The organism is Citrobacter sp. Cu233 (assembly GCF_030332225.1).
In the GTDB taxonomy this organism is placed as follows: Bacteria; Pseudomonadota; Gammaproteobacteria; order Enterobacterales; family Enterobacteriaceae; genus Citrobacter.
The window spans coordinates 42,114-59,085 of sequence record NZ_JAOWIF010000031.1 but is presented as its reverse complement, the minus strand read 5'-3'; the positions used below and the strand labels follow the sequence as shown (position 1 = coordinate 59,085).

Below are 16,972 nucleotides of genomic sequence, written 5' to 3'. Positions count from 1 at the left end.
TATGCCTGCCCGTCTCCGGGCAGGTTAGGCTTAGTGAGAATAAATCTTCAGCATCATCTTTTGTCGCATACTTTCACCATATGACAACATGGTCAACTGGCCAAAACCAGAACGATGATGATCGTCAGGCGCATGACTCATGGGTTCAAAACAAAAGAAATCAAATGCATATCCTTTATCAAACGCTGGATCGGAAACAAAAACAAAGTAGCAGGTCGAAGGTGGTTCAGTGGTTAGTGAAAGATGATAACCCAACTCTGGCTGCTGGATTGTCGCTGTCCCATCCCAGCCAGAAAAACCATTATTCAGCCAATGCTCAGGCAGCGAGGTAGGCTGGTTGAAATCCAGCTCCTGCGGTAACTTTTCCTGGTGTTCTCCGGTTAGCCAGTGCTCTTTCTCAAGCCAGTAGCCTGTAGTATGTGCCTGCACACGAGTTTCCGGAGATAACGGAAAATAAGGGTGCCAGCCGAGGCCAAATGGCAGCGAATCGCCATCATTGGTAACGACCAGTTCAACCTCGACCCCCAACTCGCTCAGGGTAAAGATCTGCTGCACCGTATAAAAATAGACACCTTGTCGATGGACGTATTCTAATTTAATCTGCGTTGGTGATTGCTCAAAGCAACGCCAGAGATTCAGCCAGCCATCGCCGTGAAGATAATGACTATCCCACTCAACGTTAGGCTGCAACAGATGCTCTCCCGTTGGGGTGCAAAACCTATTTCCACTCACCCTGTTGCCAAACGGTACCAGCGGGAAGCAAGAAGACTCCACAGCCACGCCACTTTTCAGGCCCGGGCGCAGCACGGGGATCATTTTTCCCTTACTCAGCCACCACAGCCCCTCAATCGCACCACCTTGATCCGCAACCTGAAGTCGCAACTCACCATTATCCAGAGTAAAAAGCGTCATCTGGTCTCCTTAATCTGGGAAGTTAATCACCACTTTGCCACACTTCCCACTCGCCATCAGCGCGTAGGCCTCTCCCGCTTGCTCAAGGGCAAAACGATGGGTAATCGCACTATGCGGCCACAACTTCCAGTCGGTCAGGTCGCGGGCACATTTCTCCATATGAAACAAACTGGTTACCCATGAACCAATAATACGCCGCTGGTGATGCATCAGGTCAGCGCTCACCTCAAATTCAACTTTCCCGGTTTCACCGATATACACCACCCGTCCCCAGTCCGCTGTAGATTGTAGCGCCAGGAGACGGCCGGCAGCATTACCGGAACAATCGAGCGCCACATCCGCACCACCGTGCGTCAGTTCGGCAACAAGTGCTGGAAGATTTTCCGTCGTTGCCAGGAATCCATTGTCCATCACGCCCAGTTGCTTTGCCGTCGCCAGGCGATCCGGCAGCATATCGACGCCAATAACGCGTTTTGCACCGCGCCCTTTCGCTAACATCATGGCCATCATGCCGACAGGCCCTAAACCAACAACCAGAACGTTGTCGCTGCCAGACACCTCGCCGCGCAGAATACCTTCATACGCTGTACCCACACCGCAGCTAATAAACGCCCCATCTTCATAGTTCAGGGCATCCGGAAGATGAATCAGGTCTTTTTCTTCCGCCAGTAAATATTCAGCATGCCCGCCATCGCGCTGCCAACCGTAGGCCGCTTTTCCCTTCCCGGTACAGGAGATCGGATATCCCCGACGACAGTTGGAACAAAATCCACAACCGGAAATATGGTAAACCAGCACCCGATCCCCTGCTTTAAAGTGGCGACACCCCGCCCCCGTCTCAATGATTTGCCCACAAGGCTCATGACCATTAATAAAACCCTGATACAACGGTTTATCTGGCGCGGCGGCAGTCGCCCGATGCTGATGATAGATATAATGGACATCGCTCCCGCAAATTCCTGATGATTTCATTTTTATCAGGACCTGATTAATACCCGGTGTTGGAACCGGTACTTCTCTGAGTTCAACAGTCGAATTACCCGGTAAATACGCTGCTAACATTGTTTTCATAATTTCCTCTGTACAAATTAATGAATATTAATGTTTTCGTTTATTGTTGCGCTGGGTCAGCAATATATTAGCCAACACCGCCACCACAATAATCAATCCGCGAACGACCTGCTGGAAGAATGAATTAATGCCCAGCAGCACCAATCCATTGCCAATAAGGGTGATAACCAATACGCCGAGTAGCGTGCCAAACAGCGAGCCGCGCCCTCCCGACAGCGCAGTACCTCCGACCACTACTGCCGCAATAACGTCAAATTCTAGGCCATTGGCTGCTCCCGCATTACCTGAGCCGAGCCTTGCCGCCAAAAGAATGCCGGTAATTGCGGCCAGCAAACCAGAAAGCGTAAATATTAAAATACGCACCCGCTTGACGTTAATCCCGCAGAGTTGGGCTGCGGTCGCATTACCACCGGTAGCAAAAACGGAACGGCCAAACGCGGTCTTGCGACTGATGAAAACAAAGATGACAAACAGAATCAGCATAATTAATGCCGATACAGGAATGCCGAAAAGTTGTCCTCCAAGCCAGTCAAGTATCTCATTTTCATCGATGGGTACCGGGAGCGCATTAGTCATAAACAGCCCCATACCGCGTAATGCGCTCCACAAACCTAATGTGGCCACAAAGCTTGGAACGTTGAATACTCCTCTCAGTACTCCGGCGAGAGTGCCCAGGGCAGCCCCCAGTATTAAAACTAACAGGCAGGCTACGCTAAGTGGCACCTGAAACTGCAGCAAGAAAGCCAGGCAGACGGAGATAAACGCCACCATCGGCCCAACGCTCACATCTATCTCACCGGAGATAATAATGAGTGTCATCGCCCATGCAGCAATCCCAATCGTTGCAGCATCACGTAACACGTTCATTTGGTTGTTTATTGAAATAAACCCTGGTGCATTAAATGAAAAGACCAGATATAAAATAGCAATAACCACCAGCAGACCAATTTCATTAATATGGCGACTGATAAACTGCTTGGGTGTGGAATTTTTGCCTTGCGGCAGCGTTAATGATGAGGCAGACATCTGTTAGTTCCTCAATAAACGTAATCGCTAATGCGTGGATAAAATTGCCGACATTAATTCATCGACATTTACAGGGGCTAAAAGCTCACGAGTAAACTCGCCGTTTTGCAGCAACAAAATACGATCGCAAACCAAAGGCAACTCTTCTACTTCGCTAGAAATAAATATGACGCTTTTACCTTCTGCGGCCAACTCCCGTACAATGTGATATATCTGCTGCTTAGCTTCAATATCGACTCCGCGCGTCGGCTCATCAAGGAGCAAAATTTCACTTCCGGCATAAACCCAGCGTCCAATCACCACCTTTTGCTGATTGCCGCCCGATAAGGTCCCAATTGCAGTTTGCGTATTCGCCGCTTTCACCGTCATCCGGCTCATCACCGCCGCAGTCAATTCCTGGATCCGCTGCCAGTTCAACACGCCACGTTGACTCACTTTGTGTCGGTTAGTCATCACCGTATTTTCATCCACACCCAGTAGCGGAATGATCCCCGCCTCCTTACGATTTTCCGGGGTATAGCCAATACCGCTTTTCAGCATTGCACTGTATTCCGGCCGCGAAATACTCACCCCATTCAGCGTGATTTCTCCGCTGGCAAAAGGTTCTAATCCGATAATGGCCTTAAGTAACTCGCTACGGCCCGATCCCAGCAGTCCGGCAATCCCCAACACTTCGCCGCGATGCAACGTAAAATTAATCTTTTGCAGCTTAGGCGGGTGGCATAGCTGAGCAACCTGCAAAACCGGAGTCGTTAACGAGATGTCTGATTTCACTAAGGGGAGAGCGATATGCTCCCTGCCCAACATCAACGAGACAATTTCCTGAGTGGTCGTGCACTCCAGAGAAACATCGCCCGCCACCTGACCATCACGCATGATGGTTGCACAGGAAGCGATTCGGCGTATCTCCTCCATACGATGGCTAACATAAATCACGGCAATGCCAAGCGCCGACATCCGTTTCACCGCGTTGATAACCAGCTCAACTTCCGCATTAGCCAAAGAACTGGTTGGTTCGTCAAGGATCACGACCTGCGGCTGGCCCTTCATCACGCGGGCAATCTCTACCAACTGCTTTTGTGCCGGGCTCAGTGTGTCGACAAGCGCACCCGGGGGGACATCAACACCAAGAGCAGCCAGTGCCTCTGCGGCCTGGCAAGCCATCATAGTCTGGTCAATCACGCCATTGCGGTACGGCCACTGACCAAGGCAGAGATTCTCCGCAACCGTTAATCCATCAACCAGACTCAGTTCCTGATATACCGCCCTGACCCCCAGTTCTGCCGCACGCCGCGTCAGCGTTGCATCGTTACCCTCAAGGCGGATCCCCCCCAACCAAATTTCACCGCTATCCGGGCTTTCACTACCGGTCAGCATGCGAATAAGTGTGGATTTTCCCGCGCCATTTTTCCCCAGTAGAGCGCGAACCTCACCTTTTGAGAGCGTAAAATCAACGCTATTCAGCGCAACAACGCCGGGATAACGCTTATTTCCCCCAACGATCTTCGCAACCGGCATCGACATTTTTTCTATTGCCGTCATAACATCACTACCTCAGTTAGCGGACAGGTGTCGTTAAGGCAGGCCGTCGACATGCGTAGCCAGCCATTGCTTGCCATCTTCAGATTTAACGTAGGTATCGATATCCACGGGGATGATTTTGTTTGCTGGTGGAGTCTTATTAATCAGATTAATGGTTTGCGCGAAAACGGCATTGCCCATTTTCTTACCGGAAATGTCTACAACGGCTTTCAACACCTGATTGCTTTGCAATTCCTGAGCGATTTCTGTCGTCATATCAGAGCCGAACACAGCAATTTTTCCCACTTTATTCTGGTTACGAACGGCTTTCACCGCCCCCAGTGTCGCACCGCCGGATTCGCCCATAATGGCGTCCAGGTCAGATGAGGAAATAATCAGCTTTTCGCCCACGGAGATAGCTTTATCAAGGACGGTCCCTTCCTGATTAGCAACGATCTGCATATCCGGAACGCGAGCCTTGAGCGCAGCTTCAAAGCCTTTTCGGCGCTGTACGCACACTTCAAACGCTTCACAGTTAATTACCGCTATTTTTGGTGCATTGATGTTATTGGCAATAAAGTAATCGGCTGCGGCATCACCCAGTTTTTCACCAAATTCAAGCGGATCGCCAACCAGATAGGCTGAGACATACTTATCCACGCCTTTATCATTAATACAGGTGTTGTAGCAAATAACCGGTATACCCGCTTCATTGGCCCGGCGAATCGCACGGCTGCTGCCATTTTCTGAAACCGCAGAAAGAATGATGGCGTCAACGTTACGCGCAACCAGCGTATCGATAAACGAGCTCTCTTTGGAAATGTCTCCCTGAGCGTTAGTTTCAATCAGTTGGATTTTCGCCTGATTCTCTTTCGCCGAATCCTGAACACCCTGACGAACACCGGCATAATAGCCCTGAGTATCAAGATAGATGGCACCGACGGTAACCTCTTTCTCTGCGCTAAAACCTGGGAATGAAATACTCAACAACGTTAACAGCAAACATGAGAAAAATGAGACTGCTTTATTTTTAGACATACGTGCCTCCTGTAGGGTCAGGCATTTATTGTTGTTTGACTTCAGCAGAAAATGGACATTCCGCCGATGGATTTCACATATTCTAAACATCTCAGGAAAAGCGGCGGGTCAGGCCGCTCAAAGATTACAGTAAACACTCTTTAGTGAATGAGATGCAGCACAAACGGTATTGTCTGTCGGAACAGCGCTGCCTTCGCCCAGGCCGGATTCAACGCTTCCAGCTCAGACAGCGCCTGCTCGTATCTCGCCCCCCCACCCAGTCCTGCTGTCGCCAGAGAACGTACGAACAAACATTTCTCCTGATGCTGTTTTTGAATATCGGCATATAGCGCGAGCAGATCCGGCTGGGATACCGCGAAGAAATCGGCCTCCACCAGTTCGGTCTCCATATGCTGCGACCACTGCAACATATCGCTAAAAAGCTGGTTGCTGGCCGAATGCTCGCCAATCATCTGCAAGGCAATACCTTGCCAGAAGAGGTAGTCCACCGGCTGATCGTTGTAGTAGCTATGAATATTGATCGCTCTATCACCCAATGTTGCCTTGTGGAAGCACTCGATGGCACGCTCTTCCTTTCCCTGTTGCCTTGCGCAAACGCCCAACCAAAACCAGATATCGTTATCCGTTTGTCCCGGCAGTCGCCCTTCGCTAAGGTTATCCGGATAGTGCAACGCCGAGTTCAGTAGCGCTTCAGCCTGCTGCGGTTGCTGCTGATAGATATGCTGCCAGGCCTGCAACAGATGATTGATAATAAACTGGCTGGTGATTTTTCCTTCGCCGCCTTCCCATGGATGAAACTTACGCGAAGAAAGAACGTCAGCCGCTTGTTCAGTCTTCCCGGCAAGATGCCAAAGGTGTAATAGTTCCGCCGTTAAATCATCACGCTTCATAGCGGTGGCAAGATGTGCCTCTAACCGGGCAAGACGTTTTTCTGGTTCTGTGGCAGTAAGCTTATCCAGCAAATCGCGTTCAAACAGCAGACGAGCATCCTCCGGTTGCTGTTCACAGGCTTTATCCAGATATATTGCCGCCATGTCAGCGTCTGATTGCTTATTCCACGCATGAATCGCCAGCCCTCGCCAGGCATCGGCAAAATCAGGGGCCATTTCAACGCAGTGCTGCCACAAGCGGGTCGCTTTCTCATAGTTACGGCGATTGTAGTGGAAGCAGGCAAGCAGATGCTGAGCAAAATAGCACTCAGTCACCTTCTCCAGAGCCGCCACCTCTACCAATAGATTGGGAAAGCGTACGAAGTCAGGAAAAACTTCGCGGGCGCGGTTTATCAACGCTATTCGCTCATTACCCTCGCTCAGGCTGGCCTGTAAATAGAGCGGCAGTGTTTTCTGGCAGCCAAGCCTAACCAGTACGGCTTTCGCTCGCTCAGCCATTCCCCAGCTCAGCAATAATCCGGCTGTCTGAAGAGCGTTAATATCCCGAGACTGACACACGCGCATCCATTGAGCTATGTCCGATTCCGCTTCAGATAGCACCGACTTAATCCACCAGAGAGTGGGATTCAGGGGATAGTCGCGCAAAAGTTTTTCAACCTGCAGTCGTGCCTCACTGCGACGACCGGTGAGATGGAGTAAGAATGTTTCCAGTGACAACACATCCTGGTTAGTCTGACATGCCAACAAACTCTGCCGACAAAAATTTAGGGCATCGTCATAACGCTCGTTTCGCGTAGCCAACCGGGCAAGCCCGTAATATCCGCCCGCTTTGCTGTTGCCGCTCCAAACCGCGCGCCAAAAATCCTCCTGTGCATCATGCCACTGTTGTAATCGTTCTCTGGCGCTGGCGCGGATCATACTTGCCTGACCGCACTGAGGGTTTTTATTTAAACGATGCGCACGCACCAAGGCCTGCGTCGCATAATCAATCGCTTGCGGGTAATCAGCACGATTATATTCCAGCATCGCCAGCGCCAGATTGCATCGGTAATCCTGCGGATCCAGCTCAATGCCACGAAGGTAATAGTCGAAAGGTGAACGGCTGGCGTGGTGATACTGCTCCAGATGCTGACCGATAAACCATGCTTCATCCACGCTGACAATTTCATCTGCTCTCAACGGAGCTTTCGCCACTTCCGGCAGCGGGATTTCCTGCGGTTGATGCTCCTGATAGCGCAAAACACACTTGCCCTGGCTATCAAACAACTCTATCGTCAGACGCGCGGGATCTATACCTGTAAGCGTCCCTTGTTCTACAGCGCATGGCGTCAGCTCAATTACCTTATCCAACAACGGCTGTGGGTTGCCCTCTTCACGAACGGTAAGACAGTGTGCGGTAAGAGGAGAGATGGCATACACGCCCCAGGCAATGCCATCTTCGTCACGCTGCAGTTTAATCACCGCATCGCGCGAGGCGTTCTGTACCATACCTAGCGAATGGTAAGGCAGGAAATATTGCTCAAAGCGTTTTTCTTCAAACGGATCGAGCCAGGTAAAATCTGGCTGGTTATCAGCAAAAATACCGGTCATCAGCTCAATATAAGGACCGTTATCATCAGTCAGATTTTTATCCCATGCCTGACCAAATTCGCTAAAGCCCCAACTCCACTGTTTTTTCCCCGGTGCGATATGATGATCCGCAACGTGCAGTAGCCCGCCATTTTCATCATGGCACCAGGCGCCGACAAAATCGTACTCTGATTTTTCTGCCATGTAAGAGGTCGGTACCGGGACATTTTTATAGCGCGAGATATCGACGCCAGCTGAGTAGTCCACCTTGTAATACGTTCCGGTAGCGACCGGAAAGGCTGAAACTGCGCGTTTGCCGTGATCAAATACTGCGGTAACATCCGGTGGGAAAACACTTTGATGCCCGTCACCGCCTTTCACCGCCGGATTCGCCCACCATAAGAAATGGCGCGGCGTGGCATTACTGTTGTAGACCCTGCTACCAATCTCCAGTGCCGCACGTTCCGGACGCAGAGTAAATCCGGTCATCACCTGCAGCCCATGCATCGGCTCGGTCTCACCAACCCAAACGGTTTTCGAACCATCCTCATTTTCGCTAATGGTAAAGTCCACTGGCATATAGGTCGTGGGGCGATGGTGCTGCGGCCAGTTGAATTCTATTCCTCCAGAGATCCATGGGCCAAGCAGGCCCACCAGAGCAGGCTTGATAACATCATTGTGATAAACAAAATCACGCTGCCTGACCTTATCCCACGCACGGTGCACGCGGCCGCCTAGCTGGGGCAGAATCATTACCTTGATATAATCGTTTTCCAGCCATACCGCCTGCCAGGCTTTTAGGGTTTTATCCTCGCTCAGCGTATCCGTCACACCATAGGGATACACAGCCCCGGAAGACCCCTGATAGACTCGATTTTCCAGAAACATGGGATGAACATCCTGCGCCCCCGTTTCATAGGTCGGAATATGTACCGTTTCCTGCCAAACGTTTACTGAACTCATAATGCCCTCAAAGTTAACAAGACATACTGAAGTGAAATAATGAGAGCAGTTTAATAGACGTAATTAGTGCGTTAATGCACAATAATCACGCATTTTAGTTAACAAGGTTTAGTTTATGAAAACCTGCATTAACAATCAGCAAATTCGCCGTTACAACAAGGGCGTACTGCTGGAGTATCTGTATCGCAAAAAACGCGCCAGTAAATCCACCCTTGCGCGACTGGCGCAAATCTCTATTCCTGCCGTTAGCAATATTCTTCAGGAACTGGAAGAAGAAGGCCGCGTCGTAAACGTTCAGGACGGTAACCTTTCACGCGGCAATAGCAGCGGCGCCTGGCTTATCGCACCCGATGGCGACTGGACTTTATGCATGAACATCACGCCAACCAGCATCGAATGCCAGCTTGGCAACGCCTGCCTGAGCCCAAAAGGTGATGTGGAATGCCATGTTATTGACGCCCCCAATCCTCAGGCATTACTTACCGCCATCGAGAAATGCTGGCATCAGTACCGCAGAAATTGGCCTAATCGAAAAATCAATCTGGCACTGGCAGTTCATGGTCAGGTTGACACGGGAACCGGTGTGTCGCAGACCATGCCACAGGCTCCCTGGAAGCACCCGGTGGAGATAAAATATCTGCTGGAAGAAAAGCTCAATGTCCGCGTTATGGTCGACAATGACTGCGTAATGCTGGCACTGGCAGAAAAATGGCAAAATGAGGGTCAGTATCGGGACTTTTGCGTAATCAATGTCGATTACGGCATCGGATCGTCGTTCGTTATTAACGATCAGGTATGGCGCGGTAGCCTTTACGGTAGTGGGCAAATCGGACACACGATTATCAATCCAGACGGTGTGGCTTGTGATTGTGGCCGGTACGGCTGCCTGGAAACCGTGGCTTCACTCAGCTCATTGAAAAAGCAGGCGAGGATGTGGCTAAAAACCCATCCTGGTCTTGCGGATAATCCTGAGGCACTCAGCATCGATACCTTAATAGAAAAATGGCAGCAAGGGGATTCCCGCCTTCACACCTGGGTTGAAGACTCAGCAAACGCCATTGGGCTTAGCCTCTACAACTTTCTTAATATATTGAATATAAATAATATTTTATTATACGGTCGCGGTTGTGATTTTGGGGAAGAATGGCTGAATATCATTATCAAGCAGACGGGGTTTAATCCCTTTGATCATCATGACACCACGCGCACCAGGGCTACCCAAATCAGTTTTGGCAAACTGACCCGAGCCCAGCAACTGATGGGCATTGGCTACCTGTATGTGGAATCACAACTGAGCGAGCTGTAACCATTACTCCGTCAGACTCACCTCTAAACGTTCCTGTACCGTGGCGATAAAATCAGCAAGCGCGGGTTTTATCGTCCCCTTTTTCCACGCCATCAGCAGTGAAATGGTCGGGATATCGCCGACAATTGGCCGGAAAACCACCTGACCGGTATTAAAATTATTCATATAACCGGGTATCAAAGTTACCCCCAGTCCCATACCGACCAGGTTCATGGTCACCAGAATATTGGTCGCCACCTGTACAATATTGGGCTGGCTTTTTTGCTGCTGGAACCAGTTTTTTACAATCATCGCTAACGCACCGGAATAAGCGGGATCGGTGCTGACAAAATTGACACCGTTCAGTTGCTGTGCCGATATCGCCTTTTCACTGGCTAACGGATGGTTAACCGGTAGCACCACCACCAGCGGCTCATGGAAAAGTTCCAGGTAGTCCAGTTCCGGGCTGTACACCGGATGGCGCATTAAGCCAACATCCAGCGCCCCACGCAGGATCTTCTCTTCCTGCTCCGTGGTTATCAGACTCACCAGTTCAATGTGTGTATCCGGTTGTTTTAAACGAAACAAAGGCAGCACCTTCGGCAGCAGATTCACCTCTGCTGAAGGAACAAAACCAATCGTAAAATGCTTATCTTCCTGCACCGTTTTACGGGCGCGCGTTTTCGCGTTCTCCGCCTGTTCGAGGATAGCCAGCGCATCCTGTAAAAAGCACTCTCCCGCCGCTGTCAGAGCCACTTTTCGCTTATCGCGTACCAGCAACGGAACGCCCACATAGGTCTCCAGATCACGGATCTGGCTACTCAACGACGGCTGAGAGGTATGCAGCTTTTCTGCCGCACGGGTGAAATTCAGCGCCTGCGCCACCGCGACAAAATAGCGTAAGTGCCTCAGTTCCATGCCCTTCTCCTTGTTATCGAAAAAATGTCTCAACTGGTAGAAATTTACTATTTCACAGATTGATAACTAACCAGCAACATCCTTATGGCACAAAAAAAGAAGGTCAATACATCTTAGCTTTCAGGATTAAAAAATATGACCACACCCTCAAATTTAGACATCTACCAACTGATTGATACCCAAAACGGTCGCGTAACTCCACGGATTTATACCGACCCTGAAATTTACCAACTGGAGCTGGAACGTATCTTCGGACGCTGCTGGCTCTTTCTCGCCCACGAAAGCCAAATCCCCAAGCCCGGTGATTTTTTTAACACCTACATGGGCGAGGATGCGGTCGTGGTGGTGCGTCAGAAAGACGGCAGCATCAAAGCCTTTCTCAACCAATGCCGTCACCGCGCCATGCGCGTCAGTTACGCTGACTGCGGCAACACCCGCGCCTTTACCTGCCCGTATCACGGCTGGTCATACGGTATTAACGGCGAGCTAATCGATGTCCCGCTGGAGCCGCGTGCTTACCCACAAGGGTTGTGCAAGTCCCACTGGGGCCTGAATGAGGTCCCCGGCGTCGAGAGTTACAAGGGGCTGATTTTCGGTAACTGGGACACCACCGCACCAGCACTGCGTGATTATCTCGGCGACATCGCCTGGTATCTGGACGGCGTGCTGGATCGTCGTGAAGGCGGCACCGAAATCGTCGGCGGCGTACAGAAATGGACCATCGACTGTAACTGGAAATTCCCTGCTGAGCAGTTCGCCAGCGACCAGTACCACGCGCTGTTCAGCCACGCTTCTGCCGTGCAGGTGCTCGGCGCCAAAGACGACGGCAGCGATAAGCGTCTGGGCGACGGACAAACCGCACGTCCAGTGTGGGAAACCGCCAAAGATGCGCTGCAATTCGGCCAGGACGGACATGGCAGCGGATTTTTCTTTACCGAGAAACCCGATGCCAACGTCTGGGTCGACGGCGAGGTCTCCAGCTACTACCGCGATACTTACGCCGAAGCCGAACAGCGTCTGGGTAAGGTTCGTGCCTTGCGTCTGGCCGGTCACAACAATATTTTCCCCACTCTGTCCTGGCTGAACGGCACCGCCACGCTGCGCGTCTGGCACCCGCGCGGGCCGGATCAAGTCGAAGTGTGGGCGTTCTGTATTACCGATAAAGCAGCCTCTGACGACGTGAAAGCCGCGTTTGAAAACAGCGCCACCCGCGCCTTTGGCCCGGCCGGTTTTCTTGAACAAGATGACTCGGAAAACTGGTGTGAAATCCAGAAGTTACTCAAAGGCCATCGCGCACGTAACAGCCAGCTGTGTCTGGAAATGGGCTTAGGTCAGGAAAAGCGTCGTGAAGACGGCATTCCGGGGATCACCAACTACATCTTCTCGGAAACCGCCGCGCGTGGGATGTATCAACGTTGGGCCGATTTGTTAAGCAGCGAAAGCTGGCAGGAAGTGCAGGAAAAAACCGCCGCTTACCAGCAGGAGGTGATGAAATGAGCGCGTTAGTCTCTCTGGAACTGCATCATCGCATTTCCCAGTTTCTTTACCACGAAGCCAGCTTGTTGGATGACTGGAAGTTTCGCGACTGGCTGGCGCAGCTTGACGACGAAATCCGTTACACCATGCGTACCACGGTGAATGCCCAGACCCGCGACCGCCGCAAAGGGGTGCAGCCACCGACCACCTGGATTTTCAACGACAACAAAGATCAGCTCGAGCGCCGCATTGCACGACTGGAAACCGGCATGGCCTGGGCGGAAGAACCCCCATCCCGCACTCGTCATCTGATCAGCAACCTGCAGGTCAGCGAAACGGGCCAACCCGACGTGTTCGCGGTGCGCCTTAACTACCTGCTGTACCGCGCGCAAAAAGAGCGAGATGAAACCTTTTATGTTGGCATGCGCGTAGACAAAGTTCGCCGTCTGCCGGGTGATGAGTGGCGTTTACTGGAGCGTGAGATCGTGCTGGATCAGGTGGTGATCACCTCCCATAACCTGAGTGTACTGTTCTGATGAATCGTGTATTTGCTTGCCCCGTAGGGGATTTGCCGGAGGGTGAAGCGCTGCGGCTCGACACCTCGCCGGTCATCGCGCTGTTTAATGTTGGCGGTGAGTTTTATGCCATTAACGATCGCTGTAGCCACGGTAACGCCTCGATGTCTGAAGGTTATCTGGAAGACGATGCCACCGTGGAGTGCCCGCTGCATGCCGCCAGCTTCTGCCTGAAAACCGGCAAAGCGCTGTGCCTGCCCGCCACCGATCCGCTGACCACCTACACGGTGTACGTGGAAGGTGGCGAGGTGTTTATTGATATGCCTGAGGAGGCCTGATGAGCGATTTACGCGATAACGTGGTCTTTATTACCGGCGGTGGCTCCGGTCTTGGGCTGGCGCTGGTCGAACGCTTTATTGAAGAAGGCGCGCGGGTCGCCACGCTGGAACTCTCTGCAGCCAAAGTCGCCAGCCTGCGCCAGCGTTTTGGCGAACACGTGCTGGCGGTCGAAGGAAACGTCACCTGCTACGCCGACTATCAGCGCGCAGTGGATCAGATCCTCACCACCTTCGGCAAGCTGGACTGTTTTATCGGCAATGCGGGAATTTGGGATCATAACGCATCGTTGGTGAACACCTCTGCTGAGGCACTGGAGACAGGCTTTCACGAGTTATTCAACGTCAACGTGCTGGGTTATCTGTTGGGGGCCAAAGCCTGCGCCCCCGCGCTAATCGCCAGCGAAGGCAGTATCATTTTTACCCTTTCCAATGCCGCATGGTATCCCGGCGGCGGTGGCCCGTTGTATACCGCAAGCAAGCACGCCGCAACCGGACTCATTCGTCAGTTAGCCTACGAGTTAGCACCGAAAGTTCGTGTCAACGGCGTAGGGCCGTGCGGAATGGCAACCGACCTGCGCGGCCCGCAGGCGTTGGGTCAGAACGATACATCAATTATGCAATCACTGACGCCGGAAAAAATCGCCGCCATCCTACCGCTGCAATTTTTCCCTGATCCGGCAGATTTTACCGGTCCATACGTGATGCTGGCATCGCGGCGCAATAACCGTACGTTGAGCGGTGTGATGATCAATGCCGACGCGGGTCTGGGTATTCGCGGTATTCGCCACGTTGCCGCCGGGCTGGATCTCTGAGGAGGCATTATGCACAACAAAATTATTGCTATCGTCGGCGGTGGACAGGCCGCAGCGATGGCGGCGGTAGCACTGCGCCAGCAAGGGTTTGACGGCGAGATACATCTGTTCTCCAATGAACCGCATCTGCCGTACGAACGCCCTCCATTGTCCAAAGCCATGCTGCTGGACGACGTCCCACAGCTACAGCCGGTGCTGAGCACGGACTGGTGGCGGGACAATAACGTTCAGCTGCATCTGGGCGTAACCGTGCGAACGCTCGGACGACAAACCCACGAGCTGGCATTGGCTGACGGGCAGACCTACCCGTGGGATCAGCTACTGATTGCCACAGGTGCGGCTGCGCGACCGTTCCCATTACTGGATACGCTCGGCGAACGCTGCTTCACGCTGCGCCACGCCGGGGATGCGGCACGCCTGCGGGAAGCGCTCAGCCCCGGGCAGTCGATCGCCATTGTCGGGGCTGGAACCATTGGACTTGAGCTGGCAGCCAGCGCCACGCAGCGCGGTTGCCAGGTCACCGTCATTGAACTGGCCGCCACGGTGATGGGTCGCAACGCACCGCCGCCGATACAACGTTACCTGACCGCCCGCCACCAGCAGGCAGGCGTACACCTTATTCTCAACAATGCGATTGAGCAGGTGTTTGAGGGAGAGCGTCTTACTCTTACATTGCAAAGCGGTGAGCAGCTTCAGGTTGATAGCGTGATTTACGGTATCGGGATTATTGCCAACGACGAGCTTGCCCGTGAGGCGGGTCTTGATGTGGCAAATGGCATTATCATTGATGCCTCATGCACAACCGCAGATCCGAACATTTTTGCCGCCGGTGATGTGGCAGTACAGCGTTTGCCAGACGGAACGCTGCAACGTTGTGAAAGCTGGGAAAACGCCAATAATCAGGCGCAAACTGCCGCAGCGGCTATGCTCGAATTACCTCTACCGACACTGCCCCCGTCCTGGTTCTGGACCGACCAATTTAATGACAATCTACAATTTGTTGGCGATATGCGTGGAGAGAGCTGGGTCGTTCGCGGCAATCCAGATGACGGCAAGGCTATCTGGTTCCAGCTACGCAATGAGGCATTGATTGGCGCAGTAGCGCTCAACAACGGACGCGAAGTGCGCGTGCTGCGTAAGCTGATTCAGTCTGGACGAGCGGTGAGCAAGGAAGCGCTGTGTGATGAAAGCGTAACGTTGAAGTCGTTGTGATAACGGCCTGATAAACACAGCGCCATCGGGCACAAAAAAGGCCGCATTCGCGGCCTTTTTCACATCAAACGATTAACGCTTACGCGTAAACCGGGAAGCGTGCACAGATATCCAGCACTTTACCTTTCACACGCTCAATAACAGCTTCGTCATTGATGTTGTCCAGAACGTCACACATCCAGCCAGCCAGTTCTTTCACTTCTGCTTCTTTAAAGCCACGACGAGTCACAGCCGGAGAACCAATGCGGATACCGGACGTTACAAACGGGCTCTTCGGATCGTTCGGAACGCTGTTTTTGTTAACGGTGATGTTAGCACGGCCCAGCGCGGCGTCAGCTTCTTTACCGGTCAGGTTTTTGTCAACCAGATCCAGCAGGAACAGGTGGTTTTCAGTCCCGCCAGAAACCACTTTGTAACCACGGTTCAGGAACACTTCCACCATCGCTTTGGCATTTTTAGCAACCTGCTGTTGGTAAACTTTGAACTCTGGCTCCATCGCTTCTTTCAGTGCTACCGCTTTACCGGCAATCACGTGCATCAGAGGGCCGCCCTGCGCATTTGGGAAGACAGCGGAATTCAGTTTTTTGTACAGCTCTTCGTCACCGCCTTTCGCCAGGATCAGGCCGCCACGCGGACCCGCCAGGGTTTTGTGGGTGGTGGTAGTCACAACATGAGCATGCGGAACTGGGTTCGGGTAAACGCCTGCGGCAATCAGACCCGCAACGTGCGCCATGTCAACAAACAGGTATGCGCCGATGCTGTCGGCGATTTCACGCATTTTTGCCCAGTCAACCACACCGGAATAAGCAGAGAAGCCACCGATGATCATCTTCGGCTTGTGCTCTTTGGCCTGCTTAGCCATGTCTTCGTAGTCAATTTTGCCGGACTCATCAATACCGTAAGGGATGATGTTGTACAGTTTACCGGAGAAGTTTACCGGGGAGCCGTGAGTCAGGTGGCCGCCTTGTGCCAGGTTCATACCCAGAACGGTATCGCCCGGTTGCAGCAGAGCGGTATAAACAGCGAAGTTAGCCTGAGAACCTGAGTGCGGTTGGACGTTAGCGTAATCAGCACCAAACAGCGCTTTCGCGCGGTCGATCGCCAGTTGCTCAACGATATCAACGTATTCGCAACCGCCGTAGTAGCGCTTGCCCGGATAACCTTCAGCGTATTTGTTGGTCAGCTGAGAACCCTGTGCCTGCATAACACGCGGGCTGGTGTAGTTTTCGGAGGCGATCAGTTCGATGTGCTCTTCCTGACGTACTTTTTCCTGCTCCATAGCCTGCCACAGTTCGGCATCATAATCGGCAATGTTCATTTCACGCTTTAACATCCGCATCTCCTGACTCAGCTAACGATAAATTTTTAGGCCTTATAAAGGCGGTCCATAGGACAACGGCCAACAGTATAACCGAATCATTCCTCG

Annotated in this window: 14 protein-coding genes; 6 read left to right on the top strand and 8 right to left on the bottom strand. The window is 52.2% G+C overall.

Annotated features, from left to right (window positions below):
• Positions 1 to 30: 30 nt before the first annotated feature.
• The 6 genes from OGX95_RS06740 to OGX95_RS06715 form a co-directional block, all read right to left on the bottom strand.
• The gene (locus OGX95_RS06740; protein WP_286628878.1) at positions 31 to 912 is read right to left on the bottom strand and encodes an aldose 1-epimerase; all 882 of its coding nucleotides are present in this window, start codon (positions 910 to 912) and stop codon (positions 31 to 33) included.
• Positions 913 to 921: 9 nt separating this feature from the next.
• Positions 922 to 1,983 carry a zinc-dependent alcohol dehydrogenase family protein gene (locus OGX95_RS06735; protein ID WP_286628877.1) on the bottom strand — a complete coding sequence of 354 codons (1,062 nt, stop codon included), beginning with the start codon at positions 1,981 to 1,983 and terminating at the stop codon, positions 922 to 924.
• Positions 1,984 to 2,010: 27 nt separating this feature from the next.
• Positions 2,011 to 3,009: an ABC transporter permease gene (locus OGX95_RS06730; RefSeq protein ID WP_286628876.1), complete on the bottom strand. Its 999-nt coding sequence runs from the start codon at positions 3,007 to 3,009 to the stop codon at positions 2,011 to 2,013.
• A 27-nt stretch (positions 3,010 to 3,036) separates the two neighbouring features.
• On the bottom strand, positions 3,037 to 4,551 hold the full coding sequence (locus OGX95_RS06725) for a sugar ABC transporter ATP-binding protein (protein WP_286628875.1): 1,515 nt from the start codon (positions 4,549 to 4,551) through the stop codon (positions 3,037 to 3,039).
• Between the two features lie 33 nt (positions 4,552 to 4,584).
• On the bottom strand, positions 4,585 to 5,568 hold the full coding sequence (locus OGX95_RS06720) for a substrate-binding domain-containing protein (RefSeq protein WP_286628873.1): 984 nt from the start codon (positions 5,566 to 5,568) through the stop codon (positions 4,585 to 4,587).
• Between the two features lie 140 nt (positions 5,569 to 5,708).
• Positions 5,709 to 8,990 (bottom strand): DUF5107 domain-containing protein, encoded by a 3,282-nt coding sequence (locus OGX95_RS06715; RefSeq protein WP_286628871.1) that lies wholly within the window; start codon positions 8,988 to 8,990, stop codon positions 5,709 to 5,711.
• A gap of 115 nt (positions 8,991 to 9,105) precedes the next feature.
• On the opposite strand from OGX95_RS06715, the gene OGX95_RS06710 reads away from it, so the two are divergent.
• Positions 9,106 to 10,296: an ROK family transcriptional regulator gene (locus OGX95_RS06710; protein ID WP_286628869.1), complete on the top strand. Its 1,191-nt coding sequence runs from the start codon at positions 9,106 to 9,108 to the stop codon at positions 10,294 to 10,296.
• A 3-nt stretch (positions 10,297 to 10,299) separates the two neighbouring features.
• On the opposite strand, the gene hcaR is transcribed toward OGX95_RS06710, so the two are convergent.
• Positions 10,300 to 11,193 (bottom strand): DNA-binding transcriptional regulator HcaR, encoded by an 894-nt coding sequence (hcaR, locus tag OGX95_RS06705; RefSeq protein ID WP_286628867.1) that lies wholly within the window; start codon positions 11,191 to 11,193, stop codon positions 10,300 to 10,302.
• Between the two features lie 135 nt (positions 11,194 to 11,328).
• On the opposite strand from hcaR, the gene hcaE reads away from it, so the two are divergent.
• From hcaE to hcaD, 5 genes are read left to right on the top strand one after another with little or no spacing between them, the layout of a single operon-like run.
• On the top strand, positions 11,329 to 12,690 hold the full coding sequence (hcaE, locus tag OGX95_RS06700) for a 3-phenylpropionate/cinnamic acid dioxygenase subunit alpha (RefSeq protein ID WP_286628865.1): 1,362 nt from the start codon (positions 11,329 to 11,331) through the stop codon (positions 12,688 to 12,690).
• Entirely contained in the window at positions 12,687 to 13,205 is a 519-nt protein-coding gene (gene hcaF, locus OGX95_RS06695) for a 3-phenylpropionate/cinnamic acid dioxygenase subunit beta (RefSeq protein WP_286628863.1), read from the top strand. The genes hcaE and hcaF overlap by 4 nt, the downstream gene beginning before the upstream one ends.
• Entirely contained in the window at positions 13,205 to 13,522 is a 318-nt protein-coding gene (hcaC, locus tag OGX95_RS06690) for a 3-phenylpropionate/cinnamic acid dioxygenase ferredoxin subunit (protein ID WP_286628862.1), read from the top strand. The genes hcaF and hcaC overlap by 1 nt, the downstream gene beginning before the upstream one ends.
• Complete coding sequence (gene hcaB, locus OGX95_RS06685) at positions 13,522 to 14,334, top strand: 3-phenylpropionate-dihydrodiol/cinnamic acid-dihydrodiol dehydrogenase (RefSeq protein ID WP_286628860.1); 813 nt, start codon at positions 13,522 to 13,524, stop codon at positions 14,332 to 14,334. Before hcaC ends, hcaB begins: the two co-directional genes overlap by 1 nt.
• Positions 14,335 to 14,343: 9 nt before the next feature.
• On the top strand, positions 14,344 to 15,546 hold the full coding sequence (gene hcaD / locus OGX95_RS06680; protein WP_286628859.1) for a phenylpropionate dioxygenase ferredoxin reductase subunit: 1,203 nt from the start codon (positions 14,344 to 14,346) through the stop codon (positions 15,544 to 15,546).
• A gap of 79 nt (positions 15,547 to 15,625) precedes the next feature.
• Here the strand turns inward: hcaD and glyA are convergent, their stop codons facing one another.
• On the bottom strand, positions 15,626 to 16,879 hold the full coding sequence (gene glyA, locus OGX95_RS06675; RefSeq protein WP_286628857.1) for a serine hydroxymethyltransferase: 1,254 nt from the start codon (positions 16,877 to 16,879) through the stop codon (positions 15,626 to 15,628).
• Positions 16,880 to 16,972: the final 93 nt, after the last annotated feature.